The organism is Chryseobacterium daecheongense (assembly GCA_027920525.1).
GTDB classification, from domain to species: Bacteria; Bacteroidota; Bacteroidia; order Flavobacteriales; family Weeksellaceae; genus Chryseobacterium; species Chryseobacterium proteolyticum.
This window is the reverse complement of the sequence record CP115858.1, coordinates 3028389-3054650: the sequence shown is the minus strand read 5'-3', so window position 1 is coordinate 3054650 and position 26262 is coordinate 3028389. Positions and strand designations below refer to the sequence as shown.

Below are 26262 nucleotides of genomic sequence, written 5' to 3'. Positions count from 1 at the left end.
ATTAAACCACCGCAATAAAACTACAATCCCACAACGAATCCAATGTTCGGAACCAATCCACTTGAAAAAACACTTGAATTCTCTTTCCATAAAACATTGTACATCAATCCCAGCTGCATAAAGGAATTCCCCCCTATCCTTTGCATATATCCTCCTCCCAGATATAGTGCCGTTTCTTCCCGGTTATCTTTATAATCATAAAATTTATCATGATAATTTATAAAATAATGTTGAAGATTCGCCCCTACATAAAAGGATCTTGCGAAATAGTAATTCACAAAAGGACCAACCCCGAACATCGTTGATCTATAATAGTCTGATGTCTGCCAGGAAACACTTCCCAATACTCCCGCTTCAAGATCATCGGTTAACCTGTATCCTACCCTCGGAGCTGCCTGAAGAGAAAATGCGCTGTTGCTTCCAAAACCTAAACCGATCCCGCCTCCGAAAGTCCATCTGTTGTTTTCAGTCATTGAGGGAGCTCCCACTGTGACCTGGGAAAATATTGATATTGAGCACATCAGCATCAATGGAATAATTATTTTTTTCATACTCTGATATTTAATTATTAATAAAGATAATATGCAATTGCTTTCCTGCGAACCCATAATTCCTTAAAATTCCGGGATTCTACATTACCATCGTTTTTATCAATGCTTAAAATTATGTTTTTTTTGCGAATCTTTTTAGTTGTATTTTTGCCGGATCAAACTAAGAACTCCCGTTAAGAGTTTCGTAAAATTGAAATACAATGAAAATAGTAGTAGGCCTCTCCGGAGGTGTAGATTCTAGCGTTACAGCCTATTTGCTGCAACAGCAAGGGCATGAAGTAGTGGCTTTGTTTATGAGGAACTGGAATGATGCTTCCGTAACATTAGAAGATGAATGTCCCTGGATAGAGGACAGTAATGACGCGTTAATGGTAGCTCAGAAGCTTGGAATACCATTCCAGGTTATTGATATGAGTGATCTTTATAAGGAACGTATCGTCGATTACATGTTTGCAGAATATGAAAAAGGGAGAACCCCGAATCCTGACGTACTATGCAACAGAGAGGTTAAATTTGATGTTTTTATGAAAACAGCAATGTCTTTGGGCGCGGATAAAGTTGCGACAGGACATTATGCCAGGGTAACCTCAACTTTTGATGAAAACGGAAAGGAAATTTTTCATTTACTGGCAGGTAAAGATAACAACAAGGACCAATCCTATTTCCTTTGTCAGCTGAGTCAGGATCAATTATCTAAGGCTTTGTTTCCTATTGGTGAACTTACAAAACCCGAAGTTAGGGAAATCGCAAAAGAAATTGGGCTGGTAACAGCGGATAAAAAGGACTCTCAGGGACTATGTTTTATAGGTAAAGTAAGTCTTCCTCAGTTTTTACAGCAGCAACTCAAGCCAAAAGAAGGTGAAATTGTAGAAATTTTCAGCGATTCTCCTTTATTTTCGAAAGAAAAGCCTTCATTTTCCTCGAAGGAAGAAGAACTCCAGTATTTATCACAAAAGATCAGTTATAAAAAATCTGACGGAAAGGTAATCGGAAAGCATCAGGGAGCTCAATTTTTCACGATCGGCCAAAGTAAGGGGCTTGGTATAGGCGGACATAAAGAAAGCTGTTTTATCGTATCCAGAGACATCGAAAACAATATTATTTTCGTAGGAGAAGGTCATAGCTTCCCCGGACTGCATAAAAAAGCTTTAAAAATAAATAATCCTGAACTTCATTGGGTGAGAGAGGACCTAAGACTTTCCAATGGTGAATCCATGGAAGTAATGGCCAGGTTCCGATACAGACAGCCTCTTCAAAAGGCTACGCTATACCAGTTTGAAGATGCTTTTTATATAGAATTTGAAAATCTGCAGTCTGCAATTGCTGAAGGACAGTTTGCATCATGGTATATGGAGGATGAATTGATAGGAAGCGGAGTTATTGCATAATATAAAATGATTTTTAGGATACTCACCAAAAATTAAAACAAAACAGTATATAATAAACCCGGAGCACTTTGTTTCGGGTTTATCTTTTGTTTGAGGAAATGAGTATTAAGAAAATTGTTTAATTGATTTAATATAATCCATTATAAATCATTGCCTTTATTTAAAATCAACGTTGTATTTTAAGGATAAAAAATATCAACGAAGAACTTAAGAATCCAGAATAAAAATTCCATGAATTGCATTTTATAAGTACATGTATTAGTTTTTAATATAAGAGCTTATTGATCTATTCAAAATTCTTCAAAGAAGAAATTTCAACCTGGCTCAAATAGCTTTCCAATTGGTAGTGGCGTCTTGTCTCCTCATATCAAACAACTTGAAGACACTAATTCTAACCTAATAGATTACAAATAGTTAATATTGATAACTGAATATCAAAATCTTTTATTTTAGCCTACCAACCACTCTTTAAAATCTTTCACACGATCCCGGCTTACCGTAATTTCCTCTCCCGGCTGGAATTCCAGATCAACCTTATAATTTGGAGAAGTATGAATATTTTTGATATAATCAGAGTTAACGATAAATTGCCTGTTCACACGGAAGAATTTTTTCTCATCCAATATCTCTTCCAGTTCATCAAGTGTAAAATCTGAAGGGTATGTTCTTTCCCGTGTCTGAAGGTAGACAATCTTATTTTCACTGAAAAAACAACTTACCTCATTGGTCTGAATAATTTTCAGGTTATATCCTATTTTGACCAAAATTCTGGAAAGGGTGGATTTGTCCTTTTTTATCAGCTGTTTAATTTCTTCAGAACTAACCGGGTTCCCGGAAGGAAGAAAAGATTTAAATTTATCTATAGCTCCTGCCAGGTCTTCTTCCAGAATTGGTTTTAATAAGTAATCAATACTGTTCAGTTTAAAGGCTTTAAGAGTATATTGATCAAAAGCCGTCGTATAGATGATGAATCCTTTTGATGGAACTTTTTCAAAAATATCAAAAGACAATCCATCTCCTAAAACAATGTCTGAAAAGATCAGTTGCGGATGTTCATTTTCAGAAAACCAAGAAAGACCTTCTTCTACCGATTCTATTTTTGCAATTACCTGTATATCAGGAAATATGCTCAACATCCGCTCCAATTTTCTTGAAGCTGGTTTTTCATCTTCAATGATGACAGTTTTGATCATAAATAACGGTTTTAGTTTTTCAAATTAAAGCATTAAAAGTAGATAAAAGAATCCGGTTTTGAACTATATTTTCGGCTTACCCTTATGAAGTTGCTTGTCTAAGGTTCTTTGTTCCCATTCGGAGTCAAAAATAAATAGCCTGACTGCTTTCATAGCTAATATTATTCCCCAAATAAGCAAAAGGATCGATCCATGAAAAGGAGAAAAATCAATTGTTCCGTGCTCAAAATAATCATTGAAAAACAAAATCCCTGCGATAACGCAATACCATGCAAGGCTTTTATAAAAACTCTTCAATCTTTTTACGCGTTCGTAGGCCTGGCTATATTCCATTGTATTTTTATTAAAGTACTTTTCCATGATTTCTTTTGCCTGTTTCCATTAATTCTTTTATTTTTCTCTCCTCCCATTCTTTCCCTATTCCAAAGACGTTTATGGCATGAACAATAATACCTATTCCCCATCCAAGCATCGGCCAATAGAACCACAAGTGGTCAGGTGATGTTAAAAGGTTTAAAACAAATAAAAATGGGATTACTAAACAATAGGAAGTCAGATTCCCATAGAATGCCTTTAATTCTTTTACCCGTCTTACTGCTTTTTTATAAGTCAGATTTTCCTTGTCGAATGATAATGTTTCCATACTATTGAATTTTGATTATTTATTTTCTTGAATCAAATGTATCACGAAAACCACCTTCAAATCAACTATATCTTACTGAGTCGTCGAATATCCCTTCTGAGTAGCAAAAATCCCGACTCAATTGAAATCGGGATTTTTTTATCTGGATTACTTATCAGTCTTTTCCTTAATTATAGTCTTCTAAGTAGCAAACTTTATTTTATTCAGCATTTTATCATTCCGTATTTTTATTATTAATAAATAAATGGAATAAGCTTTTTTGTTGCTTTCCTGTATTGTATATAATCATCACCAAACTGTCCAATGAGCACCTGTTCCTCTATTTTAATCCTGGAACTAAATGCTATACATGGAGGAATAAACGCCAGGGCAAAGGAAATCCAGTTATTTAGATATAAGCCTAGTCCCAGGAAAGTTAACAATGCAAAAGTATAGGAGGGATGTCTCACATAATGATAAAGCCCGTCTTTTTTAATTTTATGATCTTCCCGTATTGTCACATCTACAGTAAAATATTTACCTAAAGACCTGATGATAAGATACCGGCATACAATTCCAATGATAATGAGGGCCTGGCCGGTATATACAATCCAGACTGAATCTGTAATCACAAAATCAGATATATGAGACACCATAACAGCACTTCCGATTGAAAAGATGATAACTATCCAAAGAATACTGAGAGTGGATTGATCTTTTTTCTGATCCTTATCTGCTGATTTCAATTTTTGTTTATAGATGATTTCACTAAGAAACCAGACTGCCATAGAAGCGTAAAATAAGATTTGTAGATTCATTTGTTATTGTTTTTATTCTTAAAAGTAGCAAAATGACGATTCGCTTTTAGCGATTTTACAATTTTTTATCCTTGTTCATCAGCTCCCTGATCTTCTTCTCTTCCCATTTTTTAGCAAAGTCCATTCTTGGCAGAAAAACAGAAAGTGCATGAGCGATAAGTCCTACTCCCCAGAATATCGCTGTAAAGAAGTTTTTAAACTGGAAATAGCTTTCTCCCGGGTCCAGGTTGGAATAATTGAAATAAGCAATTATAATATTTACACCAATGTAAGAGAATAAATGAGCATAAAATCCTCTTAGTCTCTCTACCTGTTTTTTAGCCTGCTGATACCGAATATCATTTTCATCAAACGTTTCCATTGTTTTTGTTTTTTTGTTTATCCATAATTTCCTGAATTTTCTTTTCCTGCCAGGATTCTCCAATGCCGAATACCTGGAAGGCATGAGAGGCAACACCAAATCCCCAACCCAGGAGTGGCCACCAAAACCAATGATAACGGCTCTGAGTATAAAGATTGATAAAGATTAAAAAGGAAATAACAAGGCAGTATGAAATAAGATTGGCATAGAATCCTTTGATCTCTTTTACTCTTTTCTGAGCTTTTTTATAGGCCTTATCTTCATCTTCAGGTTTAATACTGACAACGTTCGGTTTATCTGATAGAACCGGAAGTTTCACTTTAAAATAATCATCCGATTTCTCAATAAAAACATTTCTTTTGGTCAGCAGTGAGTACCTTTGTACAATATTGGCAAGTCCAATTCCGGCACTTTCTTTAATCTGTTCCCGAACCTGCAGATTATTTTCAATACAAAGTGTATCATTCTCCGAAAAAACTTTTATGATCAATGGTTTTGAAGAGGTTGCAAAATTATGCTTGATACAGTTTTCAAGAAGCAATTGAAGAGAAAGCGGAACGACATACCTCCTGTAATCTTCTTTCCGGACATCAAAAATAAAATCTACACTGTCCTCAAACCTTGTTTTCAGCAATTCGCAGTATGTTTTTGCAAATTCTATTTCATCTTCTACAGTAACAAGTTCTTTATCTTTTTGCTCCAGTACATAGCGGTAAATCTTTGACATAGAAGCTGTAAACTTCTGTGCCTGCTTTGGATTTTCATCAATCAGGGCACTTAGTACATTTAATGAATTAAAAAGAAAATGAGGATCGAGCTGATTTTTAAGGGTTTCAAACTGTGCATTGGCAGATTTTGCAATCAATTTCTGTTCTACCACTTCTTTTTTAGAAGTTTTTTTGAGCTCTTCCATGAAACCCCTGGCATGAAGAAAAGCTGAGATAAGAAGAGCAATATTCACCATGAACCAGTTGATGAAATTATATTTCCCAGAAAAGAACTCTTCTGACGTTGCATCTTTCTGGAAAAGAACAAAATTGATGTAATTGCAAATATAGACGAGAATAATATTGGCTATAAGGATCGAAATAACGCTTATAACGGCTCTTTTGGTGGTAGCTTCAGACCATGGAACCTTTTTATTTAAATAATCATTGAGCATGCCATTCCCCATCCCCAGCACAAAAGAATAAAGACCAGAAATAAGAAAGGAAAGCATTAGATTGTCAATGGTCTTCTCCTTTGTAAAAAACAGGAAGAAGAATAATGCCGTTCCTATGGTTACCCAAAGCAGAACAATAAGGTTTTTGCGTTTCATGAGTTTATTTCTTGGTTCAAAATTAGCGGATAATAAATGTACCAAAAATTATTTTTCACTGAACCGTCAATTTCCTTTACTGAAAGGCAACAATAAAGTCTTCCTGAATCGGGAAGACTTTATTTTCTTTTATAGGCTGTTATTTTACGGGCTGGCTTATAAAATATTCTGCCTCTCCTCTTCCCCAGTTAGGATCCATGGAAGATTTTGGCTTGTAAGCATTGTACTGCTCCAATGATTTCTTGAACATTTCGAGGCCTTTTGTTTTACTTCCTCCGTATTGTTCCGGAGTGAAATAAGTATCTTCCGCTTTTATCAGAGCTATTCTGGGATTTCCCGGATCTAGCTTTTCAGCGATTTGAAGTTCTTCAGCAGCCTTCATTCCGTCTGTCATATACCTTTGCTGGGGATTGACCATCATTCTTAAAGAATAAGTCATTTTTCTTAATAAATGAATCTCTGCATTATCGGCGCCCGCAAGATTCTGTGCGTTCGCAAGATGCTTTTCTGCCTGGTTAGCCACCTCATCCAGATCCTGGTTTTTTCCTTCTCTCATCATTACCCTACCCTTCTGGATATAAGAAAAAGCAGCATAATAGCTTGGTAGCCATTTCCCGCTTTCCTTACTTTCTATCCTTTGGAAATCATTTGCTAATGCCTGGAAATCTTCTGGCGTTTTGCAGGTTTCGATCTTTGCGATCTTTTCAGACATTATTTTTTCGTAATCAGACTGAGCAAAAGCAGTTAGGCTCATGCAAACTAAAGCAAAACTTAATAAATACTTTTTCATTGTTTCTTAATTTTTTAGTGTTCGTTTTATGTACTGAAAGGTATGTATTTCATCAGTAGGATGTTCCCTTTCGTTATTTATTATAAGTTATTATTGATGGCATCCTGTGTTTTGTCTACTCCAAAGCTGATAAATGCCCCTACAAAAACAAAGGTATTAATTGGTGGGACAATAGCTGAACTTCTGGATCCGTCCTGTGAAAAATTGTATCCATACATATTCTTGGTTCCGAGCACATTGGAAATACTTAATACAAAAACAGTAAATGCTTTAGCATCTTTTTTACCCAGATTCGGAAGATAATTAAAACTTAAATTTAAAGCATTATAATCTTTCAACCTTCCTTCATTTCTGGTAAAATTAACCACATTTCCATTGATATCTTTTGTGGCAATATCATAATACGGGCGTCCTTTGGCATAGGTGTAAGAAAGATTGACTCCTAATTTCCACTCCGGAATGAATCTTTTACCCACTACTGAAAGGGTATGTTCTGATGCAAAGTTGGGCTTTAAGCTTACCGGATAATTCATAAAATCCCTTTTCGAGTCCAAAAAAGAATAGCTGATCCAGTAGTCAATATTTTCAAATGTTTTTTTATCCCTCCAGAAGAGCTCTAACCCTTTTGCATATCCGAATCCTTCATTATTAATCGCAGTCTGGACCGGTTGATTCTGATTCTCAATATTGGCAATGTTTCTCACTTTTATAAGCTGGTCATATTTTTTATAAAAAGCTTCAAATCTTAAACTTCTGCCTTCTGATGCTCTTTGAACCTGTAGAATATAATGTTGTGATTTTTGAAAATCAAGATGTGCTGGTCCGTTAATGTATTTACTTTCAGGATTCTGGTAAAAAAGGCCATAAGCAAATGAGGTGGTCCAGTTTTTTGCCAGGCGATAAGCTAAGGCAAAACGGGGAGCAATGTTACTTTTATTTAGAAAAGAAGAATTTTCTGCCCTTATTCCTATTTTAGCTGAAAACTCATTACTGAATCCCAGATCTGTTTCTGCAAATACAGAAGAAATAAGATCCTGATAATGTTTATTGACTTCTTCAAATTTCAGCTTTTCGTCAGTATTATTCAATTCAAATCCACCCCGAACAGCGCTTATTTTATTAATTTTTCTTTCCAGAACTGCTTTAAAATTAATATAATTACCATCTGTCAATAGCTGCGTTTTATCAGTTTCTATAGTATTGGTCTCTCCAGAAAAATTCAGGTCGGACCTGTTATAAGAATAAGAAGCGCCTGTATTCAGAAGATATTTTCCAAACTTTTGCTTAAAAGACAGGTTATGGTAGGTATTTTTTCCATTTATTCTTACCAATGCATAATCAGATCCCGGTTCAAGACTTTCTGTTCTTACCCCCATTTTATTTGTGTCATACATTCCGTAATACTTTAAAAATCCTCCTGATTTTGTTTTTATCCTGAAATTTGCATCTCCGTTAAATCCCTGGGGAGCATCTATAAAATCTGTATTGAAATTCAGAACTTTTTGCATCAGGCTCAAAAGAGAATATCCCAGAGTAGCACCATAAGAATGGCTCTTATCTCCACTCAGTTTTTGGAAACCTGCATTCAGGAAGATGGGTGAAATCCCGAAATCATAAGAGCTCTGATCTGGAAGATCTACACTTTCCAACATTAAAACTCCGGAAAGAGCCTGTCCGTACAAAGCTGAATATCCCCCACTTGAAAACACATTCCCTTTAAAAAGAGATGTATTGAAACGATCTCTTCCTGCAATACCTGGTACCGAACTGGAGAAATAGTTATTGATAAGGCTTCCATCCATAAAGATCCTGGATTCCGTTCCGGTACCTCCCCTGATAAATAAACCCTCGGATTCCCCTACTTTTTGCACTCCCGGAAGGTAGGTTAATGCAGAGGAGATCTGGCCATCCGCTCCTGCCGTTGTGTAGATATCGATTGGTGTTAATAATGCTGTTGCTCTTTTCCTATCACTTGCTTCTATCGCTCCTGCTGAGATTACTACTGCATCGATTTCATTGATCTGCTCTTTCAGTTCTGCATCCACAGAGATATCCTGATTCTCAATAACAATCTGTTTTTCAATATCATTATATTTCGGATGGGTAAAAGAAAGTGTATGATTTCCTTTTTCTGATGTTTCAAAAGAAAATTTTCCGTTAGAATCTGTAGTTGCCCCATCATAAGTCCCTTTTAGGGTCACATTTATTTCACCAATCCCTTTATTTCTAAACGTTACCCTTCCTGTAATTTTTACCTGGGCATAGCTCAGACAGAATGATAAAAGGGTGATGAGAAATAATAATCTTTGCTGTCGGGTTTTCATTGTTGTTAATTTTCGGATCAAAAATAGGACAGAAAATACCTTTCAGTGAAAAAAATATGACTGAAAGGTATAGATTGTATACTGAGTGGGAAATTAGTGTATCGGAATGCAAAAATCAACATGCATCTTTCCTTCCGGATGTTCCCTGAAATTCGAATGATACACTTCAAATGGGTAAGATTTCCTAAAAGTATAATGGTTTTCATTCATCCACATAAAAAGGGATACCCAGCATTGTTCAAAATCATCTAATGTAAACTCTCCGCTGCCTACAATGATCCTTCCCGCTTCAATGGTTTCCGGGAAAACTTCTCCATCCTGTTCTTTTAGCTTATCATCCAATAGCATTCCTGCGTGGATCCTTACTTTATCCGGAGGTGTCACTTTAAAACTATCATGATATACCGATATCATTTTTACATCATCTCTAGGAAACAGATGTTTTCGCCTGGCCCATTCTATAAGAATGTCATAAGAAGGTTCAACGTTTTTGATCCCAATGCTCATGACTGAAGCCAGGTGCATTTCTTTAAGGGTGGTTACTTTAATTTCTATATTCATTTTTCTCCAGTTTAGCAGGTTTTCTACATTGCAAATGTACTGGTGAAAAATTGTATCAATTTGTCCGTTCTTGCTCTCTATAGGTAAAATCTTGTGAAAATTTTCCGGGACTGACCTTCGAAATTCGGATGGTGATTTTCCGTAATATTTCCTGAATGTTTTATTGAAAGCCGAATGGTTAGAAAAGCCAAGATCCATATAAATATCCTTAATGCCCAATTCCCTTCTTACCGCAAGATACAATGCGCTTTTTTCTGCTTTTTTTCTGATGACATAGCTTTGAAGCGTCTCCCCTGTAATAAGCTTAAAAACCCTGTGAAAATGAAAAGGAGAATACGCTCCCAGTTCTGCTACTTTTTCAAGACTGAGTTCAGAATCAAGGTGATCTTCTATATACCGGATGATCTTTACGATCCTTTTTTTATACGCTTCCAATGGTTGTTTTCTACAAAAATACCGAGATTATACACATGAGACTTGTCTTTTATTGCGGGATTTCCGAAAACAGACCGGAATCATAAAGTGTTTTAAAAAATTATGTCTAAATTTAGGTAATTATAAAAAATCACTTAAAATCATTTCAAAATGAAGCTACAAAAATTTGTATTATTAACAGGACTGGCTTTATTTGCTGTTTCTTGTGGAACAACAAATACCTATATGGTTAACGCAAAAAGCGGAACACAGACAGGAGGTACAGCCAAGTTTACGCAGAAAGGTGATGAAGTTATCATGAAACTTGATGTAACGAATTTAACACCGGGAATCCACGCTGTACACATCCATGAAAAAGGAGATTGTTCAGCTGCTGACGGAACTTCTACAGGCGGACACTGGAATCCTGCGAAAGATGATCATGGAAAGTGGGGAGCTGAACACTTCCATATGGGAGACATTGGTAACCTTGTAGCGGATCAGAGCGGAACAGCAACACTTACGTTTAAAACCAACAAATGGTGTTTAGGATGTACTGATGAATCCAAGAATATTATTGGAAAAGGTCTGATCATCCATGCAGACAAGGATGATTTCCATACCCAACCAACCGGAAATGCCGGTGGACGTGTAGGATGTGTGGAGATCAAGTAAAATGTAAAGCTTGATTATTACAACACAAATAAGCCGTACGGCTTATTAAATACAAACGGAAACCTAATGGTTTCCGTTTGTATTTTTACCAATTTATTTATGGAAATTCATTGAAAGGTTTATAAAAAATAACCCGGCTATCAGAGCCGGGTTATTTTTTATGATTTTACATTCATATCTGCAATAATGTTCATTGCTTCCTGAAGGTAGGTATCTTTTTTAAGATTTTTGATCCACATTTCAGATTTCTTCTTAAATGCTTCATCTTTTTTCTCTCTTTCGATCTCGTTTGGATACATGGTGAATTGTAACCCGTTTACAAATTTAGTGAGTGCCTTGAATTTTTCAATCTGAGCTTTTCTCTGCTTCATGACTTCATTAAACTTCGTAATATTAAGGGTAATGGTTTCCTCTTTATCCAGCTTCTCTCTCCATTGAGCAGATTCCAATAACAACTGATAGTTTGAGTTTTTAGCCATTCTATCGTTACTAGCCTTCTCTAATGCTTTGATATCAAAATAATTTAACTTTTGGAATTGCGTTCCAGGAATTTTATCCCAAGCCAGCGCAAAATCATCATATCTTTCTCCAATTTCAGCATAAGTAAAGAAGTCCTTCATCTGGATATCGGATACAATTCCTTTTCTTTGGGTAGATTCTCCCGTAATTCTGTAAAATTTCTGAATCGTTAATTTCAGTGATCCGAAATCATCTTCAGTATTTAAGAATCTGTTTAGGTCTACGAATGTCTGAACTGTCCCTTTACCAAAAGATTGTGGAGAACCAATAATCATTGCTCTTCCGTAATCCTGCATTACTCCGGCCAAAATTTCTGAAGCCGAGGCAGAAAGCTCATTCTGCATAATCACCAAAGGTCCTGTCCAGATCGGAGTTTCATTCTTGTTTTTTAACGTCTGAATTTTACCGTTCCCATCTTTTACCTGTACGTAAGGTCCTGCATTCATAAATAATCCCATGATATCACCAACTTCTGTTAATGAACCTCCTCCATTATTTCTCAGGTCTAAAACAATTCCTTCAATGTTCTGAGCCTTTAGTTTAATGATTTCATTTTTAATGTCATCTGAAGCGTTTCTTCCCTTAGCATCTTCGAAATCAGCATTGAAGCTCGGCAGATTGATAAAACCATATTTTTTTCCATTTGGAGCATTAACCACAATACTTCTTGCGAATGTATCTTCAATCGCTACTTCCTCACGGATCATCGTAACTTCTTTAATCGTTCCATCTTTTTTCTGTACCGTAAGAGTTACCGGAGTTCCTTTTTCCCCTCTGATCAGTCTTACAGCTTCGTCAGAAAGCATTCCCACTACATTTACGGCATCTTCTTTTGGCTTGGATTTTACTTTCAGGATCTTATCTCCTTCTGAAAGCTGCTTGGATTTCCAGGCCGGAGCTCCTATGGTTAAAGCCCCCAGATAAAGATTCCCTTTTTTCTCCTGGATAATCGCCCCAATACCAATCACTTTTCCTGCAAACTGAGTATCGAAGTCTTCTTTGTCTTTTGGAGAATAATAGTTGGTGTGCGGATCAAAAACTTCAGTATAAGCATTCATGTATACTGTAAACCAATCCATTTTCTTTCTTTTCTTAAACCTTGTAAAAGTTTCTTTTACAAGATCTTTAACTTCATCTGTTGCTTTTATCCTTTTCTGGTCAGGAGTAAGGATCTGAAGCTTGATGGTATCTTTCAGATTATATTTTTGTACAGAATCTTTTTTCTCTTTCTGAGCCTGTTCCTTACTGTTCATCGACTCAATTTCCTGAAGGATATTGTATTTGATGAATTTTCTCCATTCGTTATACTGCTCTTGCTTATTCGCGGGTACCTTTTTAAGTTTTGGTTCCAGTGTAAGGGTTTCATCTTCTTCCAGATTAATAGGCTTGCTGAAAATGTCCTGGGTAATCTGGTCAATTTCATCCACTCTTTGGTATAATCTGTCGATAGTTAATTTATAGAAAGTAAGGTCTCCAAGGTTCAGATAATCATCCAGCTTTGTTTCGTGTTTACTGAATTCATCCATATCCGACTGAAGAAAATATCTTTTTGCAGGATCTACCAATTCAAAATAATGCTTATAAACATCTTTTGAGTAGGCATCATTAATAGGTTTTGGGCTGTAGTGCAAATAAGAAAGTGTATTTTTCACGCTCACCATTATCGTCTGCATCTTTTCATCGTCATTCTTAGGCGAGTTGAAACAAAACATTAGACTTGTCAATGGAATTAGGAGTAAAAATTTATTAAGTTTAAAATTTTTCCACATAAATCTTTAATGTATTTTATTAATTTTTTTCTAAAATATATAAATTAGTAGTAACATTTAAATTACTGTTACAAACTATCAAATTTAATACCTTATTTACAAATATCGGATAGTTTTAAGTATTTTTGTTAAAATAAAATTTTTTTATGGAAAGACCTCTTATTCTGGTTACTAATGATGATGGAATTACAGCACCTGGTATCAGAAATCTAGTCAATTTTATGAATGAAATAGGCGAAGTAATCGTAGTAGCTCCCAATTCTCCACAAAGTGGTAAAGGACATGCAATTACGATCAATTCTACCTTAAGTTATGAAGAAGTAAACCTTGATGGCCCGCAGCAGGATTTTTCCTGTAGTGGCACCCCTGTTGACTGTGTAAAAATGGCCCTTGACAAAATATTGAAAAGAAGACCTGATATCGTGGTTTCCGGCATTAATCATGGAGCTAATTCATCGATTAATGTTATTTATTCAGGGACCATGTCTGCGGCCGTAGAAGCAGGTGTAGAAGGAATTCCTGCTATCGGATTTTCGCTGCTCGACTTTAGCTGGGAAGCAGACTTTACGCAGGCTAAAGAGTTCATTCAGAATATTGTAAAAAGAACCTTGGAAAACCCAATGCCACGAGGGATCGTTCTGAACGTAAACATTCCAAAACTTCCGGCTCAAGAAATAAAAGGGATTAAAGTATGTAAACAGGCACATGCGAAATGGGAAGAAAGCTTTGACGAAAGGGTCAATCCGCACGGAAAAAAATACTATTGGCTGACAGGGTATTTCAACAATATGGACGAGTCTGAGGATGCTGACGAAACAGCTTTGGCTAACGGATATATTTCCATTGTTCCCGTAAAGTTTGATTTAACAGCCTACGAATATATGAAAACCCTGGAAGAGGTAATGAATTTTGACTAATGTACGGTAAGCTAGACAATCCTGTTTATCATTCACTTAATGAATACCATAAAAAGTTTTGCTTAAACTTTGGAAATTCTAAATTTTACAATCCTGAGGTTGCTGCTTTTGGGGGCGCATCCGACATAGGAAAAGAAGAAGATATTGCAGAATATGCAAAAATCTGTGATGATTTTCTTGTTTTTGGCGCTAAACCCACAGTTAACTTTGCAACTGCATTATCTCAGCTTGTCTGTGATCAGTATGTTTTGGAAAATAAAATAGAAATCGACTTTACAGAAGATATTGTCCTTATTACAGAGGAAAATCAGAAGGAACTTAACGATTTTATCCTGAAATTTTATCCTTATTATTTTAAAAAGAGAACACCGGAACTTGGCCGCTATTTTGGAATTTTTAAAGATGAAAAACTGGTTGCCGTAACAGGTGAAAGAATGCAGATGGACGATATGACTGAAGTAAGTGCCGTGATTACCGATACGGATTACCTGGGAAAAGGCTATGCAAAACAACTTGTTGCTTTTGTTTCAGGAAAAATATTTGATGATAACAAAACCCCGTTTCTCCATGTAGCGGAAAGCAATATGGGAGCCAAAAAACTTTACGATAAGTTAGGATTCGGTCACAGGGGAAAGATCAATTTATGGGGTGTTAAACGATAGTTTTTCACCCCTTTTTATTTCTTGCTGATTTTGTTTAATCAAAGTGTATATAACAAGTCAGATTCTCAAAAAAGTACTTTATCCTCTTTTCTCAGTTCTTCAAGGTATTCTTTTTTTCCATCACGGTAGAAAAGATTCATGGTTTCAAAAGGGATTAATTTCAGGTCTTTGTTAACGATGTGCACGCAGGATTTTTTAACCGCACGAACATCAAAATCATGGGCATCCATAAAGTTCATAATAATGATCCTAAAGAGATTATCATAATCGAGATCAGGAGCTGAAACTTCAGGAAGACAGCAGAGTAACTGGTTCACTTTAGGTTTTACTTTATCTACGGAAATTCCTGTACTGAAAATATCCAAAAGCTGCATATGAAGCCCGGCATCCTGTTCATAGACAATCGTGTTTCTGGATTCATTATTCAGTAAATCAGCCGGATTGATATATCGGGTTAAAGGAATAATTTCACCCTCCAGCTTTAAGATATATCCCATTGCCAAGGCATCCGGATTACAGGGAACCGGAATAATATCATCTGAATTAAGCAACGGAAACTGATTCAGGATCTCTTGTCTTACTTCTGTTAACGTAATTTTTTCATAAGCAGAGTCTTCTCTGTTCCTCCCTGCTATCTCAACGGGCTGAAATGTAATTCCCCGCACACATTTCTGTTTTAAGGCAAAATCAATGATCTTTCCTATTTCATCAATATTTTTGTCCTTTTGGAGTACGATAACTAATGTCGTGGAAAGATTTAATTCATTCAGCTTTTCAAGAGCCTTCATTCTGACATCAGTAAGATCTTTCCCTCTGAAATCCATTAAAACCTCCGGTTTAAAGGAATCAAACTGAAGATAAACCTCAAACTCGGGAGCATATGTGGCTAATTTTTCAGCAAAACCAGGATCATTCGCTATCCTTACTCCATTGGTATTTAACATTAAATGCTTGATCGGCTTTGTCTTTGCAATATCCATGATCTTAAAAAACTCAGGATGAATGGTTGGCTCTCCTCCACTGATCTGTACAACATCCGGCTCTCCTTCATTTTTTACAATGATATCAAACATCGCTTCGATTTCTTCCAGGCTCCGGTGGCTTCCGTAATGGGGTGATGACATTGCGTAGCATGTGGGGCAAGTAAGGTTACAACGATCTGTAACTTCTACGATAGAAAGACAGCTGTGCTGTTCATGATCCACACAGAGTCCGCAGTCATAAGGACAACCATATTCTACATCCGTACCAAAATGCAAAGGCATCTCCGAAGCTTTATTATAGTTTCGGATGTTTTTATAGTACTGAACATCCGAGGCAATTTTTGTTTTGAAAAACCCGTGATCAGGACACCGTTTAGTCATGAAAACGGCTTCATCCTCTATAATAACCTTAGCTCCCACTCTTTTAAGGCATTCGGGGCAAAGGCTTATTGTATAATCGTAATAGGTATAATTTCTTACCGGCATAATGTAATTTTAAAGTCCTCCACCACAAATATATCCGCTGATCAGTCCACAGATCAACAAACAGATAACCATGGTCTGTATGAATTGTTTTTTCGAAAATTTCCTTCCATCTTTTAATTCATAAATGATTTTTACAAATAAAGTGGCAATAAAAGAAACAAATAAGGCTCCAAAAATAATGATCGCAATGACCATTATAAAGACACCGGCATAATTGCCCCCTTCCAAAAAAGTTAATGGTATCATTTTCAAATATTTTGATGTGAATTTACACTTTTTGTCTGCTTGATTTTAAAAATGTAATAAATAATTACAAGTATGCACACAATCTGAATTGTTCCCAGGTTTCCAACCAGCTCAACCCTCGGCTTAATAAAATCCAGGAAAAATCTGAATGTGAAATAATTCAGCATAAAAAGCTGGAAAATATATCCGGAAGGATATTCCCCAGTACTTTGCTTAATCCTTAAAACAACCCAGAGGCTGATTAAGAAAGCGATCTCGTAAAGCGCTACGGGATGTCGCAAATACCCATCCCCCAGATGCATTCCAAAAACAGAACCTGTAGGAAGACCATATGTTTCTTCATAGATTCCGGTCAGAAAACATCCTATCCTACCAATGATGATGGCAAGTAATAGAGGATACACAATCAGATCTCCCGTACTTTCCTTATGCCCCACAATTTTCTTAGCGAGCTCCACTCCTATCAATCCAAAGGCAAGTCCTCCGACAATCGTATTATTCGACCATATATTTTTAAAGCTGAAGTCATTAAAAAGCTTGTAAGGATTTTCAAGATTCCCGATCAATTTTGACCCGATCAAAGCTCCTGCAGTAGCACCGATGAGAATCGCCGCTGAAACATTGAAGGATAACTTTTCCGGGGATTTTCTTTTTAGGTAAAAGTAATAACGCATTCCCATGAACATTCCCAACGCTTCAAAAAGAGGATGCGCCAGCATTGTTTTACCAAAGATTTGAAAAGTAACAGGAAAATCCATGCTTTCAAAAATACTATATTTAATATTATTTGCTAATTTTAATATTTTAAATAATCACAATGCGTATAGAATATGACATAAAGTTAGGGTTCAAGGATGTAATGTTCCGCCCGAAAAGATCTACTTTAAAATCAAGGTCCGAGGTTGATTTGGAAAGGGAATTCACATTTCGCCATACAAAAAAAAAGTGGAAAGGAACACCTATCATTGCAGCAAATATGGACACTGTAGGTACTTTTGAAATGGCTGTTGAATTGGCAAAAGATAAAATTATTACGGCTGTGCATAAACATTATTCCATACAGGAATGGGATGAATTCCTGCATAACCAGCCGGAAAGTATTCATCAATATATAGCTCTGAGTACCGGAACAGGTAAGAATGACGAGGAGAAACTAAAACAAATCCTCGAAAGGCACCCAAAAATCGAGTTTCTATGCATCGATGTAGCCAATGGTTACTCTGAACATTTCGTAAGCTTTGTAAAGCAGGCAAGGGCCAATTTCCCGGATAAAGTCATTATGGCCGGTAATGTGGTTACGGGTGAAATGGTTGAAGAGCTTCTTTTAGTAGGTGCAGATATCATTAAAGTAGGTATAGGACCTGGTTCGGTATGTACTACCCGTGTAAAAACAGGAGTAGGATATCCTCAGCTTTCAGCGATTATTGAGTGTTCTGATGCAGCTCATGGATTAGGCGGCCATATTATTGCCGATGGAGGATGTAAAGTACCGGGAGATGTTGCCAAAGCATTTGGTGGCGGTGCGGATTTCGTTATGTTGGGAGGTATGTTTGCCGGCCACGATGAAAGTGGTGGTGAGATGATTGAAGAAAATGGAAAGAAATACCGGCTTTTTTACGGGATGAGCTCAAAAACAGCAATGGATAAGCATTCCGGTGGTGTTGCTGAATACCGGGCTTCGGAAGGTAAGACGGTAAAAGTAGCTTATAAGGGACCCGTTTCAGATACGGTAAAAGATATTTTAGGGGGTGTTCGCTCCACATGTACTTATGTGGGGGCTTCCAAACTTAAAGAACTTTCCAAAAGAACCACTTTCATCAGGGTTCAGGAACAGGAAAATCAGATATTTAAAGATTAAAACAAAAAAGCCGGATCGTTGATCCGGCTTTATATTTCTAATTAAGTTTTTTCTATGTCAGCATTCCTCCGTCAACATGTAAGGTTTGTCCTGTGATATAAGTTGACATTTCGCTTCCTAAAAATACACATGCATTAGCAACATCCTGAGGCTGTCCTCCTCTTTTCATTGGAATTCCGTCTCTCCATGCTTTCAGGGTTTTCTCATCTAACGAAGCCGTCATTTCAGTTTCGATAAATCCGGGAGCAATAGCATTGCAACGGATGTTTCTTGAACCTAATTCCAAAGCAATAGACTTTGTAAAGCCAATCACTCCTGCCTTTGAAGCAGCATAATTGGATTGTCCTCCGTTTCCTTTCACTCCTACTACCGAAGTCATATTGATAATAGATCCTGCTTTTGCTTTCATCATAGGCTTAATAACCGCCTTTGTAAGGTTGAATACAGAATCAAGGTTTACTTTGATAATGGTATCCCAATCGTCTTTAGACATTCTCAGCAATAAATTATCTCTGGTGATCCCAGCATTGTTGACCAAAATATCGATGTTACCAAAATCAGCCATTACATCGTCCACTAATTTTTGAGCAGCATCATAATCCGATGCGTCTGATTGATACCCTTTGATCTGAGTTACAGAACTTAAAGTTGCTTCCAATTCTTTTGCTTTGTCTACAGAACCGGCATAAGTAAATGCTACTTTTGCTCCGTGTTGAGCAAAAACTTCAGCAATTCCTTTTCCGATCCCTCTTGTAGCTCCCGTAATTAGCGCTACCTTTCCTTCTAATAGTTTCATATCTATGACAATTATTTTCTTTCTGTTTTCTAACCTGTTGATTGACGGCTAATTTAAGATATTTATTTTTGTAAATAAACAGCCGCAAAGATATTATAATTTGTTATTCAACGCATTATTAATTGCAAATTACTTCAATATTTCCCGTTCTTTTTGGTTAGTATGCAATTAATCCCAAGCAGTTTTATCCTCTGAATGAGTAAAATACAAATATTCGGAATTCTTTCCTTTGATAAGTTTTAATCCTTTTCTATCAGAAGAATAGCTATCGTACACAACCTCTTTAAGAGGTTCATTCTTATGATTGGTAACACCGAATTTACCATTCTTTTTTACAACCATCTCTTTGGCAGAAAGAAAAGTGACCATATCGTCGTAGATGGCAGGAATTACCTCTTTTCCGGTTTCATCAAGCATTCCGTATTTATCTTCTTTATTTTTGTAGATCAATCCGGGTAAAATTTCAAAAGGTTTTATGGAAACAACATCTGCTAATTCTTTATACTGCTTGTCTTTGGGTGAAAATCTATAAAATTTATTATCTTTCTTAACAATCAGATAATTGGCAAATATTTTTTCTATATCATACCCCTCCTCCAAAACATTTTTTAAATTTTTATCCAAAAGTGTTTCGGTATTGTTTTTCCGGAGATACATAAAATGATCTCCCGCAATTTTCAAGGCATCCACATCATCATACTCTTGTGGCAGTACGATTTCACCATTAGTCATAATTACCGCAACTTTAGGATTTTTATGTTCAGGAACAGTCCTGAATAAACCTCCGAATAAATGATTCACATATTCAAAATCCGTTGAGTATACTTTTTTCTCTTTTTTAGAAAAGATGCTTACTTTATCATCCTTTTTAAGATAAATGTATTCAGTTCCTACAAAAGCCTGGTCATAAATTTCCTCCGCAAGAACATTTTCCTGGGCATCTATAATTCCATATTTATCTTTGGGGATATTTTTGGTCACCATAAAAGGGTAAGAAACAATTCCATCAATATAATGATCCGAAATAGAGCTGATTGTCTTACCATTCTCATCAATCACCTCTCCTTTTCTGAATCCTGTAATGACATAAACCCTTCCTTTGTAAAAATGCAGATTTTCATCAAATTCCCTGTCAGAAACCAGGCGACCATCAAAATCATAAATCTTCCATACCTTTTCTGTTTTTACAAAAAGTCTCTTTTCGTTGGCAAACTCAATTTTATCAGAAAAAGGGATGATCTGTTTTCCGTTGTAATCATAAAGACAGTCCTTTCCGCCTTTAGAATAAATAAGCCTTTCTTTGTTCTCCCAAGTTCTGAATTTAAAATTATCCAGGGGGATCAGCTGGTTTCCTTTGGTATCAATTAAAGCCATTTTTCCATTGGAAGAACCTTCTTTAACCTTTAATATAAACCTTTCCCTGGCTAACCTGGAGATCTCATTTTTATATGGGAAAGCGGCTGTAACAGTTCCAAGGGAATCTATAATGCCTGATTTTCCTGCCTCAGAAATTATTCCATAGCCTTTTGAGTAAAGGCGTACTTCTTTACCCAATTGTTTTGATAATAAGATCTGTTTATATTGATCGGTTTGCTGCGCGATACAAGCCGATGAAAGTAGTATAAAAAATAGCTTTTTCAATTAAATAGAATTATTCACGATAAGAACAATTTCTCCTTTTAAAGTTTTACTTTTGGAAAATTCAATTAATTCATTGATAGTTCCTCTTTTAGTCTCTTCAAATTTCTTGGAGATCTCCCGGCTCAGGCTTACTTTTGTATGCTCACCGAAGAACTTTTTGATCTGTTCCAGTGTTGTGTTTATTTTGTGAGGACTCTCATATAAAACGATTGTCTTTTTCTCTTCAGCAAGTTGCTTCAACTTCGTTTGTCTGCCCTTTTTCTGGGGAAGAAACCCGGCAAATAAAAATTCATTATTCGGGAGCCCGGATACCACAAGAGCAGGAACAAATGCTGTAGCACCAGGTAGACAGATCATTTCAATATGATGATCAGCTCCCGCTTTTCCCAATAAATATCCGGGATCAGAAATTCCAGGTGTACCGGCATCAGTAATTATGGCTACATTCTGGCCACTTTTAAGGTCTGAAATTACCTTTTCTGTTGCCTGATGTTCATTATGCAGGTGATAAGATTTTAAAGGTTTAGAAATCTCAAAATGTTTTAAAAGAACACCGGATGTTCTTGTATCTTCACATAAAATGTAATCCACTTCTTTCAGTACATTTACTGCTCTGAAGGTCATATCTTCCAAATTTCCTACAGGTGTAGGAACAAAATATAGGGTTCCGCTCAAAATTAGAATTATAAAAATTTATTTTCCACCAGTACCCATAACCTCTGGGCATATTCATCTACTTTTCTCCAGTTTTTGGAGTAATACAAATCACTTAAATACTCTTTTGCTTCTTCCAGTGTTCTGAAGCTGTTCAATTCGAAAATTACCTCATTAAGCTCGGACTGGCTTCCGTCAAAAAGCATTTTTGAAAATGCAATTCTGTCATTGAGATCCAATTTAAATTCAGGCTTTGACTTCTCAGCCTCCATAAAATTCGTTGGAATATTCGTTTTAAGCAAACTTCCACTGTCTTCTTTGATGTTTGTTTCAGTCTTTTTCTTCGAAATTTCCCTCTCTAACGGGTCATCATCAAACAGTGATTGAATGGATTTAAGTCCCTTGATATTAGCAAGCTTGATTTTCTTCTCCTGATTATAGGCATCCAGATTTTCAAAACTTTCGTCAGAAGGATGTCTTTCCTTTTCAGGATCATGGTACCCATGATCTATATCAACGATTTTTCTCTTGTTATTTTCCTCTGAAGCTGTTTGTTCTTCCCTCTTTTCTTCGGTCTGAGCATCGCTTTTAATCTCTGTAACAATATTTTCAACATTAGACGTTTCCATTGCCATTTCTCCCTGCTCTATTGAAATATTAGAAGAAATAAACTGTGAATCAACCTCTTCTATTAGCATTTCATCATCTTCCAAAACCTCTGTGTCAAAAATACTAGGGATTTTTTCATTCACCTCAGAAAAATTGCTGGTATCATTTATGAAAGCTTTTGCCCTGTCTGTCGCTTCATCGTTTTCTATGCTATTCTGAATATTTTCTTCTTCGTCAAAGGAGTTATTACTAGATTCCTGATAATCAGAAGGCTCATTTTCAAATTCATTAATCTCATTCAGCTGGTTGGTAAAAATTACTTCTTCCTCTATCGGATCATCAAACGATTCTTCCGCTTTAAGATCAGCAGCTTTTTCTTCAGCAAAATGCACCATATTTTCATGGTATTCATTTTCAACTATTTCTGTCAATTGATTATTGAATATTTCCTCCTGTTCAGTCCCGTTTTCATCCGCCTGTTCATCATCATATTCCATCCCTTCATTTTCATCAATTTCATTCAGCTCGTTATTGAAAATCGCTTCCTCTTCCGTCACTTCGTGATTTGAATCCTGATTTTCAAATTCTTTCTGTACAGAAGATGTATGGTTTGGACTTTCCGAACTCTGTGATGAAGTATGGGGGATAAAATATTCAATATTTTTCTCTACCATTCTTAAAAAAGAAATCCTATTAGCAAGTTCATCCACAAGATCCTGCTTGGAAAGTAATTCATCCACGTTATTTATTTTTTCCAGTATATCGATGATATTCTTGGATTCGAAAAAAATTTTTTCCTTTAAATCTTGGATATTCTGCATATAAGATTCTTGTTAAAAATTGCGTACTTTTGATGTTAAAATATTACGGCTAATTTAACAAATGTTTTTAGAAAATACAATTAATCACTCCAAACAAAGCGGTTGGATGGAAGTTATTTGTGGCTCAATGTTTTCCGGAAAAACCGAAGAGTTGATCAGAAGGCTGAGAAGAGCAGAAATGGCAGGGCAAAATGTGGAAATTTTTAAACCGAAAACGGATACAAGATATTCTGAAGAAGATGTGGTCTCACATAATAAGAATAAAATTCGGAGTACAGCAGTAGAAAACCCAAACGAAATTCTCTTATTGGGTTCTAATTGTGATGTGGTGGGAATTGATGAAGCACAATTTTTTGATGAAAGCATTGTTGAAATTGCTAATGAATTGGCAAATAGCGGTATAAGAGTTGTTATTGCAGGATTGGATATGGACTTTTTAGGACGTCCGTTTGGGCCGATGCCTAATCTTATGGCAACTGCGGAATATGTAACCAAAGTTCATGCTATTTGCAAAAGAACAGGGAATCTTGCCAATTACTCGATGAGAACATCTCAGGGAGATAATCTGGTAGAGCTCGGAGAAACGGAAAGTTACGAAGCGGTAAGCAGAAGAGTCTTTATTGATGAAGTCCTGTTAAAAAAGAAGAAATAATTAAAATATATATTGGCGGAAACGCTGAAAAGACAAAGTTGTAAAGTCATTAAACTGTTGAATTGTAAAATTGGCTTTTCTTGTAGTTTTAAAAACCTACCGGAACCTTTTTACAATTTTCAGATTCTTTGATTTTGTAATTTTACACCTTTGCAGTTTCCTCACAAAGAGAAGAAAGAGCACCAATGAACTATACAGCAGACCAAATTGCACATATCACCAATTCAAAAGTAATCGGAGATGGTAATGCCATCATCAAAAATATTGCTTTTGACAGCAGAATCATCTATTCCATTAAAAACACTGCATTTATAGCTATTAATACCCAAAAAAATTCTGGTGAAAAATTCATTGAATCGGCGATTGACAGAGGTATAAAAATTATTATTTCCGAACATCAGTATCCTCAGTTTGAAAATATAACGTGGATCATCGTCAGCAATTCTGTTGACTTTCTTCAAAAGCTGGCCAAATATCATTTTGAACATTCTCATCTGAAATCCATCGGAATTACCGGAAGTAACGGGAAAACTATTTTAAAAGAATGGTTATATCAGTGTCTTTGGAATGAGTTCTCCACTGTAAAGAGCCCTAAAAGCTTCAATTCACAGATCGGTCTTCCCCTTTCTTTACTTCAGATCAACAATTCCTATGAGCTTGGGATCTTTGAGGTTGGAATTTCCAAACCTCATGAAATGGAAAAACTGGAGGATATTTTCAGCCCCGAAATTGGACTTCTTACTCATATTGGAACCGCTCACGCTGCAAATTTCGATTCCGAAGAGGCCTTAATTAATGAAAAGATCAAACTTTTTAAAGATTCCGGGGTTATCATTTACAATGGTGACAATTCCCTTGTTGATCAGAAAATAAAAACATTATACGCTTCTAAAAAATTGATTTCCTATGGCTTTAGAGATAATAATCAGGTATTTATTAAAAGTAATATTTCAAGAGAAGAAAATATAATTGTACAGTACTTTAATGATGAAATAAGTTTTCCTGTACACCAAAGGGATGAAGCCACTTTAACCAATGCCATGGCTCTTATTGCCGTTTTAAAGGAGTTGAATATCGACAATAATAAAATTGTCGAAAAGATCAATGCCTTGAAGACTATTGAAATGAGGCTTGAAGCTATTGAGGGAAATAAAAATAACATCATTATTAACGATTCCTTTAATCTTGATCTTGATTCCCTGAAAACTGCACTGCAGTTCCTGAACGAATATAATAAGCCGAAAAAATCTTTGGTTTTAACAGATATTGTAGGAGTAAATTCGAATTCACAGGAATTGTATGAGGAAGTTTCTGAACTTGTCAATGAACAGAATTTTGACTCTCTGTTCCTTGTCGGAAATGAAATTACTGCATTCAGCCATCTTTTTAAATCTAAAACTTTTACTTTCATTAATACTCAGGAATTAATTGAAAGCAAACACCTTACAGATATTGAAAATCAGATTATCCTGTTAAAAGGTGCGAGAAAATTCGAGATAGAAAGGCTTAAAGATATCCTTGAACTCAGAAAACATGATACTGTTCTTGAGATCAATTTAAATGCGATTCTTCACAATATTAATTATCACAAATCCCTGCTAAAACCTGAAACCAAAGTAATGGCAATGGTAAAAGCAAATGCATACGGATTAGGAAGCTATGAAATATCGGAATTTCTGCAGCACCATCATATCGATTATCTTGGTGTAGCGTACACTGATGAAGGAGTAGAGCTCCGAAAAAAGGGAATTACAACTCCTATTGTAGTAATGAATGCAGCTCAGCATAGCTATGATGCTATCATACAATACAACCTGGAACCTGAAATTTACAGCTTCAGGGTGCTGGAACTATTTAATGATGCGGTTCAGAAATCAGGATACGATCAAAAATTCCCTATTCACATTAAACTGGAAACAGGTATGCATCGTCTTGGTTTTAAAGGTTTTGAACTGGATCAATTAAGTGAAAACTTAAAAAATATGAATGTCCGGGTTCAGAGTATCATGACGCACCTTTCTTCTTCTGATATGCCGGATGAAAGAGAATTTACTTTAAACCAGTTCGATACTTTTGAAAAAAATTCCGGATACCTGATCGAAAAGTTGGGATATCAGCCGATAAGACACATCCTGAATTCATCAGGAATAACAAACTATTCTGAATACCAGTATGATATGGTAAGAATTGGGATCGGAATGTTAGGTGAATCACCAAATAGTGAAATACAAAAACAGCTGCAATCAACGGTTAGTTTTAAAACAGTCATTTCTCAAATATCGAATGTAGAAAACGGAGAATCCATTGGCTACAGCAGAAGATATAAAACAGATCACCGTACAAAAATAGCTACTATACCTGTAGGGTATGCGGATGGAATTCCAAGACTAATCGGAAATCAGATAGGTAATGTAGGAATACACAAAACATTAGCTCCTATCGTCGGAAGTATCTGTATGGATATGATGATGATCAATGTAGATCACATTCCTAATGTAGAAGAAGGTGATACAGTGACTATTTTTAATGCAAAGCCAAGTTTAAAAGAATTCGCAGATTACTGCAAAACCATCACTTACGAAGTATTAACCTCCATTTCGCCTCGGGTGAAACGGATTTATATAAAAGACTAAT

The 26262-nt window shown here is 35.9% G+C and carries 25 protein-coding genes; 7 read left to right on the top strand and 18 right to left on the bottom strand.

All coding sequences use genetic code 11. The features are described from left to right. Window positions 1–20: 20 nt before the first annotated feature. The gene (locus tag PFY10_13505; GenBank protein ID WBV55246.1) at window positions 21–551 is read right to left on the bottom strand and encodes a hypothetical protein; all 531 of its coding nucleotides are present in this window, start codon (window positions 549–551) and stop codon (window positions 21–23) included. Between the two features lie 200 nt (window positions 552–751). On the opposite strand from PFY10_13505, the gene mnmA reads away from it, so the two are divergent. Then, window positions 752–1939 carry a tRNA 2-thiouridine(34) synthase MnmA gene (gene mnmA / locus PFY10_13500; GenBank protein WBV55245.1) on the top strand — a complete coding sequence of 396 codons (1188 nt, stop codon included), beginning with the start codon at window positions 752–754 and terminating at the stop codon, window positions 1937–1939. A gap of 449 nt (window positions 1940–2388) precedes the next feature. Here the strand turns inward: mnmA and PFY10_13495 are convergent, their stop codons facing one another. From PFY10_13495 to PFY10_13455, 9 genes are all read right to left on the bottom strand, one after another. Then, the gene (locus PFY10_13495; protein WBV55244.1) at window positions 2389–3132 is read right to left on the bottom strand and encodes a LytTR family DNA-binding domain-containing protein; all 744 of its coding nucleotides are present in this window, start codon (window positions 3130–3132) and stop codon (window positions 2389–2391) included. Between the two features lie 63 nt (window positions 3133–3195). Continuing rightward, window positions 3196–3492, bottom strand: a complete 297-nt coding sequence (locus PFY10_13490; GenBank protein WBV55243.1) for a 2TM domain-containing protein — start codon at window positions 3490–3492, stop codon at window positions 3196–3198. After that, window positions 3476–3775 carry a 2TM domain-containing protein gene (locus PFY10_13485; protein ID WBV55242.1) on the bottom strand — a complete coding sequence of 100 codons (300 nt, stop codon included), beginning with the start codon at window positions 3773–3775 and terminating at the stop codon, window positions 3476–3478. The genes PFY10_13490 and PFY10_13485 overlap by 17 nt, the downstream gene beginning before the upstream one ends. Before the next feature lie 233 nt (window positions 3776–4008). Beyond that, entirely contained in the window at window positions 4009–4572 is a 564-nt protein-coding gene (locus PFY10_13480; protein ID WBV55241.1) for an isoprenylcysteine carboxylmethyltransferase family protein, read from the bottom strand. Between the two features lie 55 nt (window positions 4573–4627). After that, a complete protein-coding gene (locus tag PFY10_13475; GenBank protein ID WBV55240.1) occupies window positions 4628–4933 on the bottom strand; it encodes a 2TM domain-containing protein in 306 nt (101 codons plus the stop codon). After that, complete coding sequence (locus PFY10_13470; protein WBV55239.1) at window positions 4920–6251, bottom strand: 2TM domain-containing protein; 1332 nt, start codon at window positions 6249–6251, stop codon at window positions 4920–4922. The genes PFY10_13475 and PFY10_13470 overlap by 14 nt, the downstream gene beginning before the upstream one ends. Window positions 6252–6390: 139 nt before the next feature. Next, a complete protein-coding gene (locus PFY10_13465; GenBank protein ID WBV55238.1) occupies window positions 6391–7041 on the bottom strand; it encodes a hypothetical protein in 651 nt (216 codons plus the stop codon). An 80-nt stretch (window positions 7042–7121) separates the two neighbouring features. Then, window positions 7122–9365 carry a TonB-dependent receptor gene (locus PFY10_13460; protein WBV55237.1) on the bottom strand — a complete coding sequence of 748 codons (2244 nt, stop codon included), beginning with the start codon at window positions 9363–9365 and terminating at the stop codon, window positions 7122–7124. A gap of 93 nt (window positions 9366–9458) precedes the next feature. Then, window positions 9459–10361 (bottom strand): AraC family transcriptional regulator, encoded by a 903-nt coding sequence (locus tag PFY10_13455; protein ID WBV55236.1) that lies wholly within the window; start codon window positions 10359–10361, stop codon window positions 9459–9461. A gap of 150 nt (window positions 10362–10511) precedes the next feature. Between PFY10_13455 and PFY10_13450 the strand changes: the two genes are divergently transcribed. Further along, window positions 10512–11015: a superoxide dismutase family protein gene (locus tag PFY10_13450; GenBank protein WBV55235.1), complete on the top strand. Its 504-nt coding sequence runs from the start codon at window positions 10512–10514 to the stop codon at window positions 11013–11015. A gap of 158 nt (window positions 11016–11173) precedes the next feature. Here PFY10_13450 and PFY10_13445 read toward each other — a convergent pair whose 3' ends face one another. Next, the gene (locus PFY10_13445) at window positions 11174–13303 is read right to left on the bottom strand and encodes a carboxy terminal-processing peptidase (protein ID WBV55234.1); all 2130 of its coding nucleotides are present in this window, start codon (window positions 13301–13303) and stop codon (window positions 11174–11176) included. A gap of 146 nt (window positions 13304–13449) precedes the next feature. On the opposite strand from PFY10_13445, the gene surE reads away from it, so the two are divergent. Then, window positions 13450–14220, top strand: coding sequence for a 5'/3'-nucleotidase SurE (gene surE, locus PFY10_13440; GenBank protein ID WBV55233.1), 771 nt, complete (start codon window positions 13450–13452; stop codon window positions 14218–14220). Continuing rightward, a complete protein-coding gene (locus tag PFY10_13435) occupies window positions 14220–14882 on the top strand; it encodes a GNAT family N-acetyltransferase (protein WBV55232.1) in 663 nt (220 codons plus the stop codon). Before surE ends, PFY10_13435 begins: the two co-directional genes overlap by 1 nt. Window positions 14883–14947: 65 nt before the next feature. Here the strand turns inward: PFY10_13435 and PFY10_13430 are convergent, their stop codons facing one another. Genes PFY10_13430 through PFY10_13420 form a run of 3 tightly spaced genes read right to left on the bottom strand, consistent with a single transcriptional unit; the run spans window position 14948 to window position 17355 of the window. After that, window positions 14948–16351, bottom strand: coding sequence for a radical SAM protein (locus PFY10_13430; GenBank protein ID WBV55231.1), 1404 nt, complete (start codon window positions 16349–16351; stop codon window positions 14948–14950). Window positions 16352–16360: 9 nt separating this feature from the next. Further along, a complete protein-coding gene (locus PFY10_13425; protein WBV55230.1) occupies window positions 16361–16597 on the bottom strand; it encodes a hypothetical protein in 237 nt (78 codons plus the stop codon). A 2-nt stretch (window positions 16598–16599) separates the two neighbouring features. Then, window positions 16600–17355 (bottom strand): prolipoprotein diacylglyceryl transferase, encoded by a 756-nt coding sequence (locus tag PFY10_13420; GenBank protein WBV55229.1) that lies wholly within the window; start codon window positions 17353–17355, stop codon window positions 16600–16602. 59 nt (window positions 17356–17414) lie between these two features. Between PFY10_13420 and PFY10_13415 the strand changes: the two genes are divergently transcribed. Then, window positions 17415–18455, top strand: coding sequence for a GMP reductase (locus tag PFY10_13415; GenBank protein WBV55228.1), 1041 nt, complete (start codon window positions 17415–17417; stop codon window positions 18453–18455). Window positions 18456–18507: 52 nt separating this feature from the next. On the opposite strand, the gene fabG is transcribed toward PFY10_13415, so the two are convergent. The 4 genes from fabG to PFY10_13395 form a co-directional block, all read right to left on the bottom strand. Beyond that, on the bottom strand, window positions 18508–19251 hold the full coding sequence (gene fabG / locus PFY10_13410; protein ID WBV55227.1) for a 3-oxoacyl-[acyl-carrier-protein] reductase: 744 nt from the start codon (window positions 19249–19251) through the stop codon (window positions 18508–18510). A 168-nt stretch (window positions 19252–19419) separates the two neighbouring features. Continuing rightward, the gene (locus tag PFY10_13405) at window positions 19420–20892 is read right to left on the bottom strand and encodes a WG repeat-containing protein (protein WBV55226.1); all 1473 of its coding nucleotides are present in this window, start codon (window positions 20890–20892) and stop codon (window positions 19420–19422) included. Then, window positions 20893–21567 carry a 16S rRNA (cytidine(1402)-2'-O)-methyltransferase gene (rsmI, locus tag PFY10_13400; GenBank protein ID WBV55225.1) on the bottom strand — a complete coding sequence of 225 codons (675 nt, stop codon included), beginning with the start codon at window positions 21565–21567 and terminating at the stop codon, window positions 20893–20895. An 8-nt stretch (window positions 21568–21575) separates the two neighbouring features. After that, window positions 21576–22976 carry a hypothetical protein gene (locus PFY10_13395; GenBank protein ID WBV55224.1) on the bottom strand — a complete coding sequence of 467 codons (1401 nt, stop codon included), beginning with the start codon at window positions 22974–22976 and terminating at the stop codon, window positions 21576–21578. Window positions 22977–23037: 61 nt separating this feature from the next. Here PFY10_13395 and PFY10_13390 point away from each other — a divergent pair, with 61 nt between their 5' ends. After that, window positions 23038–23628 (top strand): thymidine kinase, encoded by a 591-nt coding sequence (locus PFY10_13390; GenBank protein WBV55223.1) that lies wholly within the window; start codon window positions 23038–23040, stop codon window positions 23626–23628. Between the two features lie 185 nt (window positions 23629–23813). Then, entirely contained in the window at window positions 23814–26261 is a 2448-nt protein-coding gene (locus tag PFY10_13385) for a bifunctional UDP-N-acetylmuramoyl-tripeptide:D-alanyl-D-alanine ligase/alanine racemase (GenBank protein ID WBV55222.1), read from the top strand. Window position 26262: the final 1 nt, after the last annotated feature.

Coding starts and splice junctions, on each gene's coding strand:
- PFY10_13490 (WBV55243.1), bottom strand. CDS start 3,492: ATGGAAAAGTACTTTAATAAAAATACAATGGAATATAGCCAGGCCTAC.
- PFY10_13480 (WBV55241.1), bottom strand. CDS start 4,572: ATGAATCTACAAATCTTATTTTACGCTTCTATGGCAGTCTGGTTTCTT.
- PFY10_13395 (WBV55224.1), bottom strand. CDS start 22,976: ATGCAGAATATCCAAGATTTAAAGGAAAAAATTTTTTTCGAATCCAAG.
- PFY10_13420 (WBV55229.1), bottom strand. CDS start 17,355: ATGGATTTTCCTGTTACTTTTCAAATCTTTGGTAAAACAATGCTGGCG.
- PFY10_13435 (WBV55232.1), top strand. CDS start 14,220: ATGTACGGTAAGCTAGACAATCCTGTTTATCATTCACTTAATGAATAC.
- surE (WBV55233.1), top strand. CDS start 13,450: ATGGAAAGACCTCTTATTCTGGTTACTAATGATGATGGAATTACAGCA.
- PFY10_13475 (WBV55240.1), bottom strand. CDS start 4,933: ATGGAAACGTTTGATGAAAATGATATTCGGTATCAGCAGGCTAAAAAA.
- PFY10_13390 (WBV55223.1), top strand. CDS start 23,038: ATGTTTTTAGAAAATACAATTAATCACTCCAAACAAAGCGGTTGGATG.
- PFY10_13385 (WBV55222.1), top strand. CDS start 23,814: ATGAACTATACAGCAGACCAAATTGCACATATCACCAATTCAAAAGTA.
- mnmA (WBV55245.1), top strand. CDS start 752: ATGAAAATAGTAGTAGGCCTCTCCGGAGGTGTAGATTCTAGCGTTACA.
- PFY10_13465 (WBV55238.1), bottom strand. CDS start 7,041: ATGAAAAAGTATTTATTAAGTTTTGCTTTAGTTTGCATGAGCCTAACT.
- PFY10_13485 (WBV55242.1), bottom strand. CDS start 3,775: ATGGAAACATTATCATTCGACAAGGAAAATCTGACTTATAAAAAAGCA.
- PFY10_13470 (WBV55239.1), bottom strand. CDS start 6,251: ATGAAACGCAAAAACCTTATTGTTCTGCTTTGGGTAACCATAGGAACG.
- PFY10_13425 (WBV55230.1), bottom strand. CDS start 16,597: ATGATACCATTAACTTTTTTGGAAGGGGGCAATTATGCCGGTGTCTTT.
- PFY10_13505 (WBV55246.1), bottom strand. CDS start 551: ATGAAAAAAATAATTATTCCATTGATGCTGATGTGCTCAATATCAATA.
- PFY10_13450 (WBV55235.1), top strand. CDS start 10,512: ATGAAGCTACAAAAATTTGTATTATTAACAGGACTGGCTTTATTTGCT.
- PFY10_13460 (WBV55237.1), bottom strand. CDS start 9,365: ATGAAAACCCGACAGCAAAGATTATTATTTCTCATCACCCTTTTATCA.
- fabG (WBV55227.1), bottom strand. CDS start 19,251: ATGAAACTATTAGAAGGAAAGGTAGCGCTAATTACGGGAGCTACAAGA.
- PFY10_13415 (WBV55228.1), top strand. CDS start 17,415: ATGCGTATAGAATATGACATAAAGTTAGGGTTCAAGGATGTAATGTTC.
- PFY10_13430 (WBV55231.1), bottom strand. CDS start 16,351: ATGCCGGTAAGAAATTATACCTATTACGATTATACAATAAGCCTTTGC.
- PFY10_13445 (WBV55234.1), bottom strand. CDS start 13,303: ATGTGGAAAAATTTTAAACTTAATAAATTTTTACTCCTAATTCCATTG.
- PFY10_13495 (WBV55244.1), bottom strand. CDS start 3,132: ATGATCAAAACTGTCATCATTGAAGATGAAAAACCAGCTTCAAGAAAA.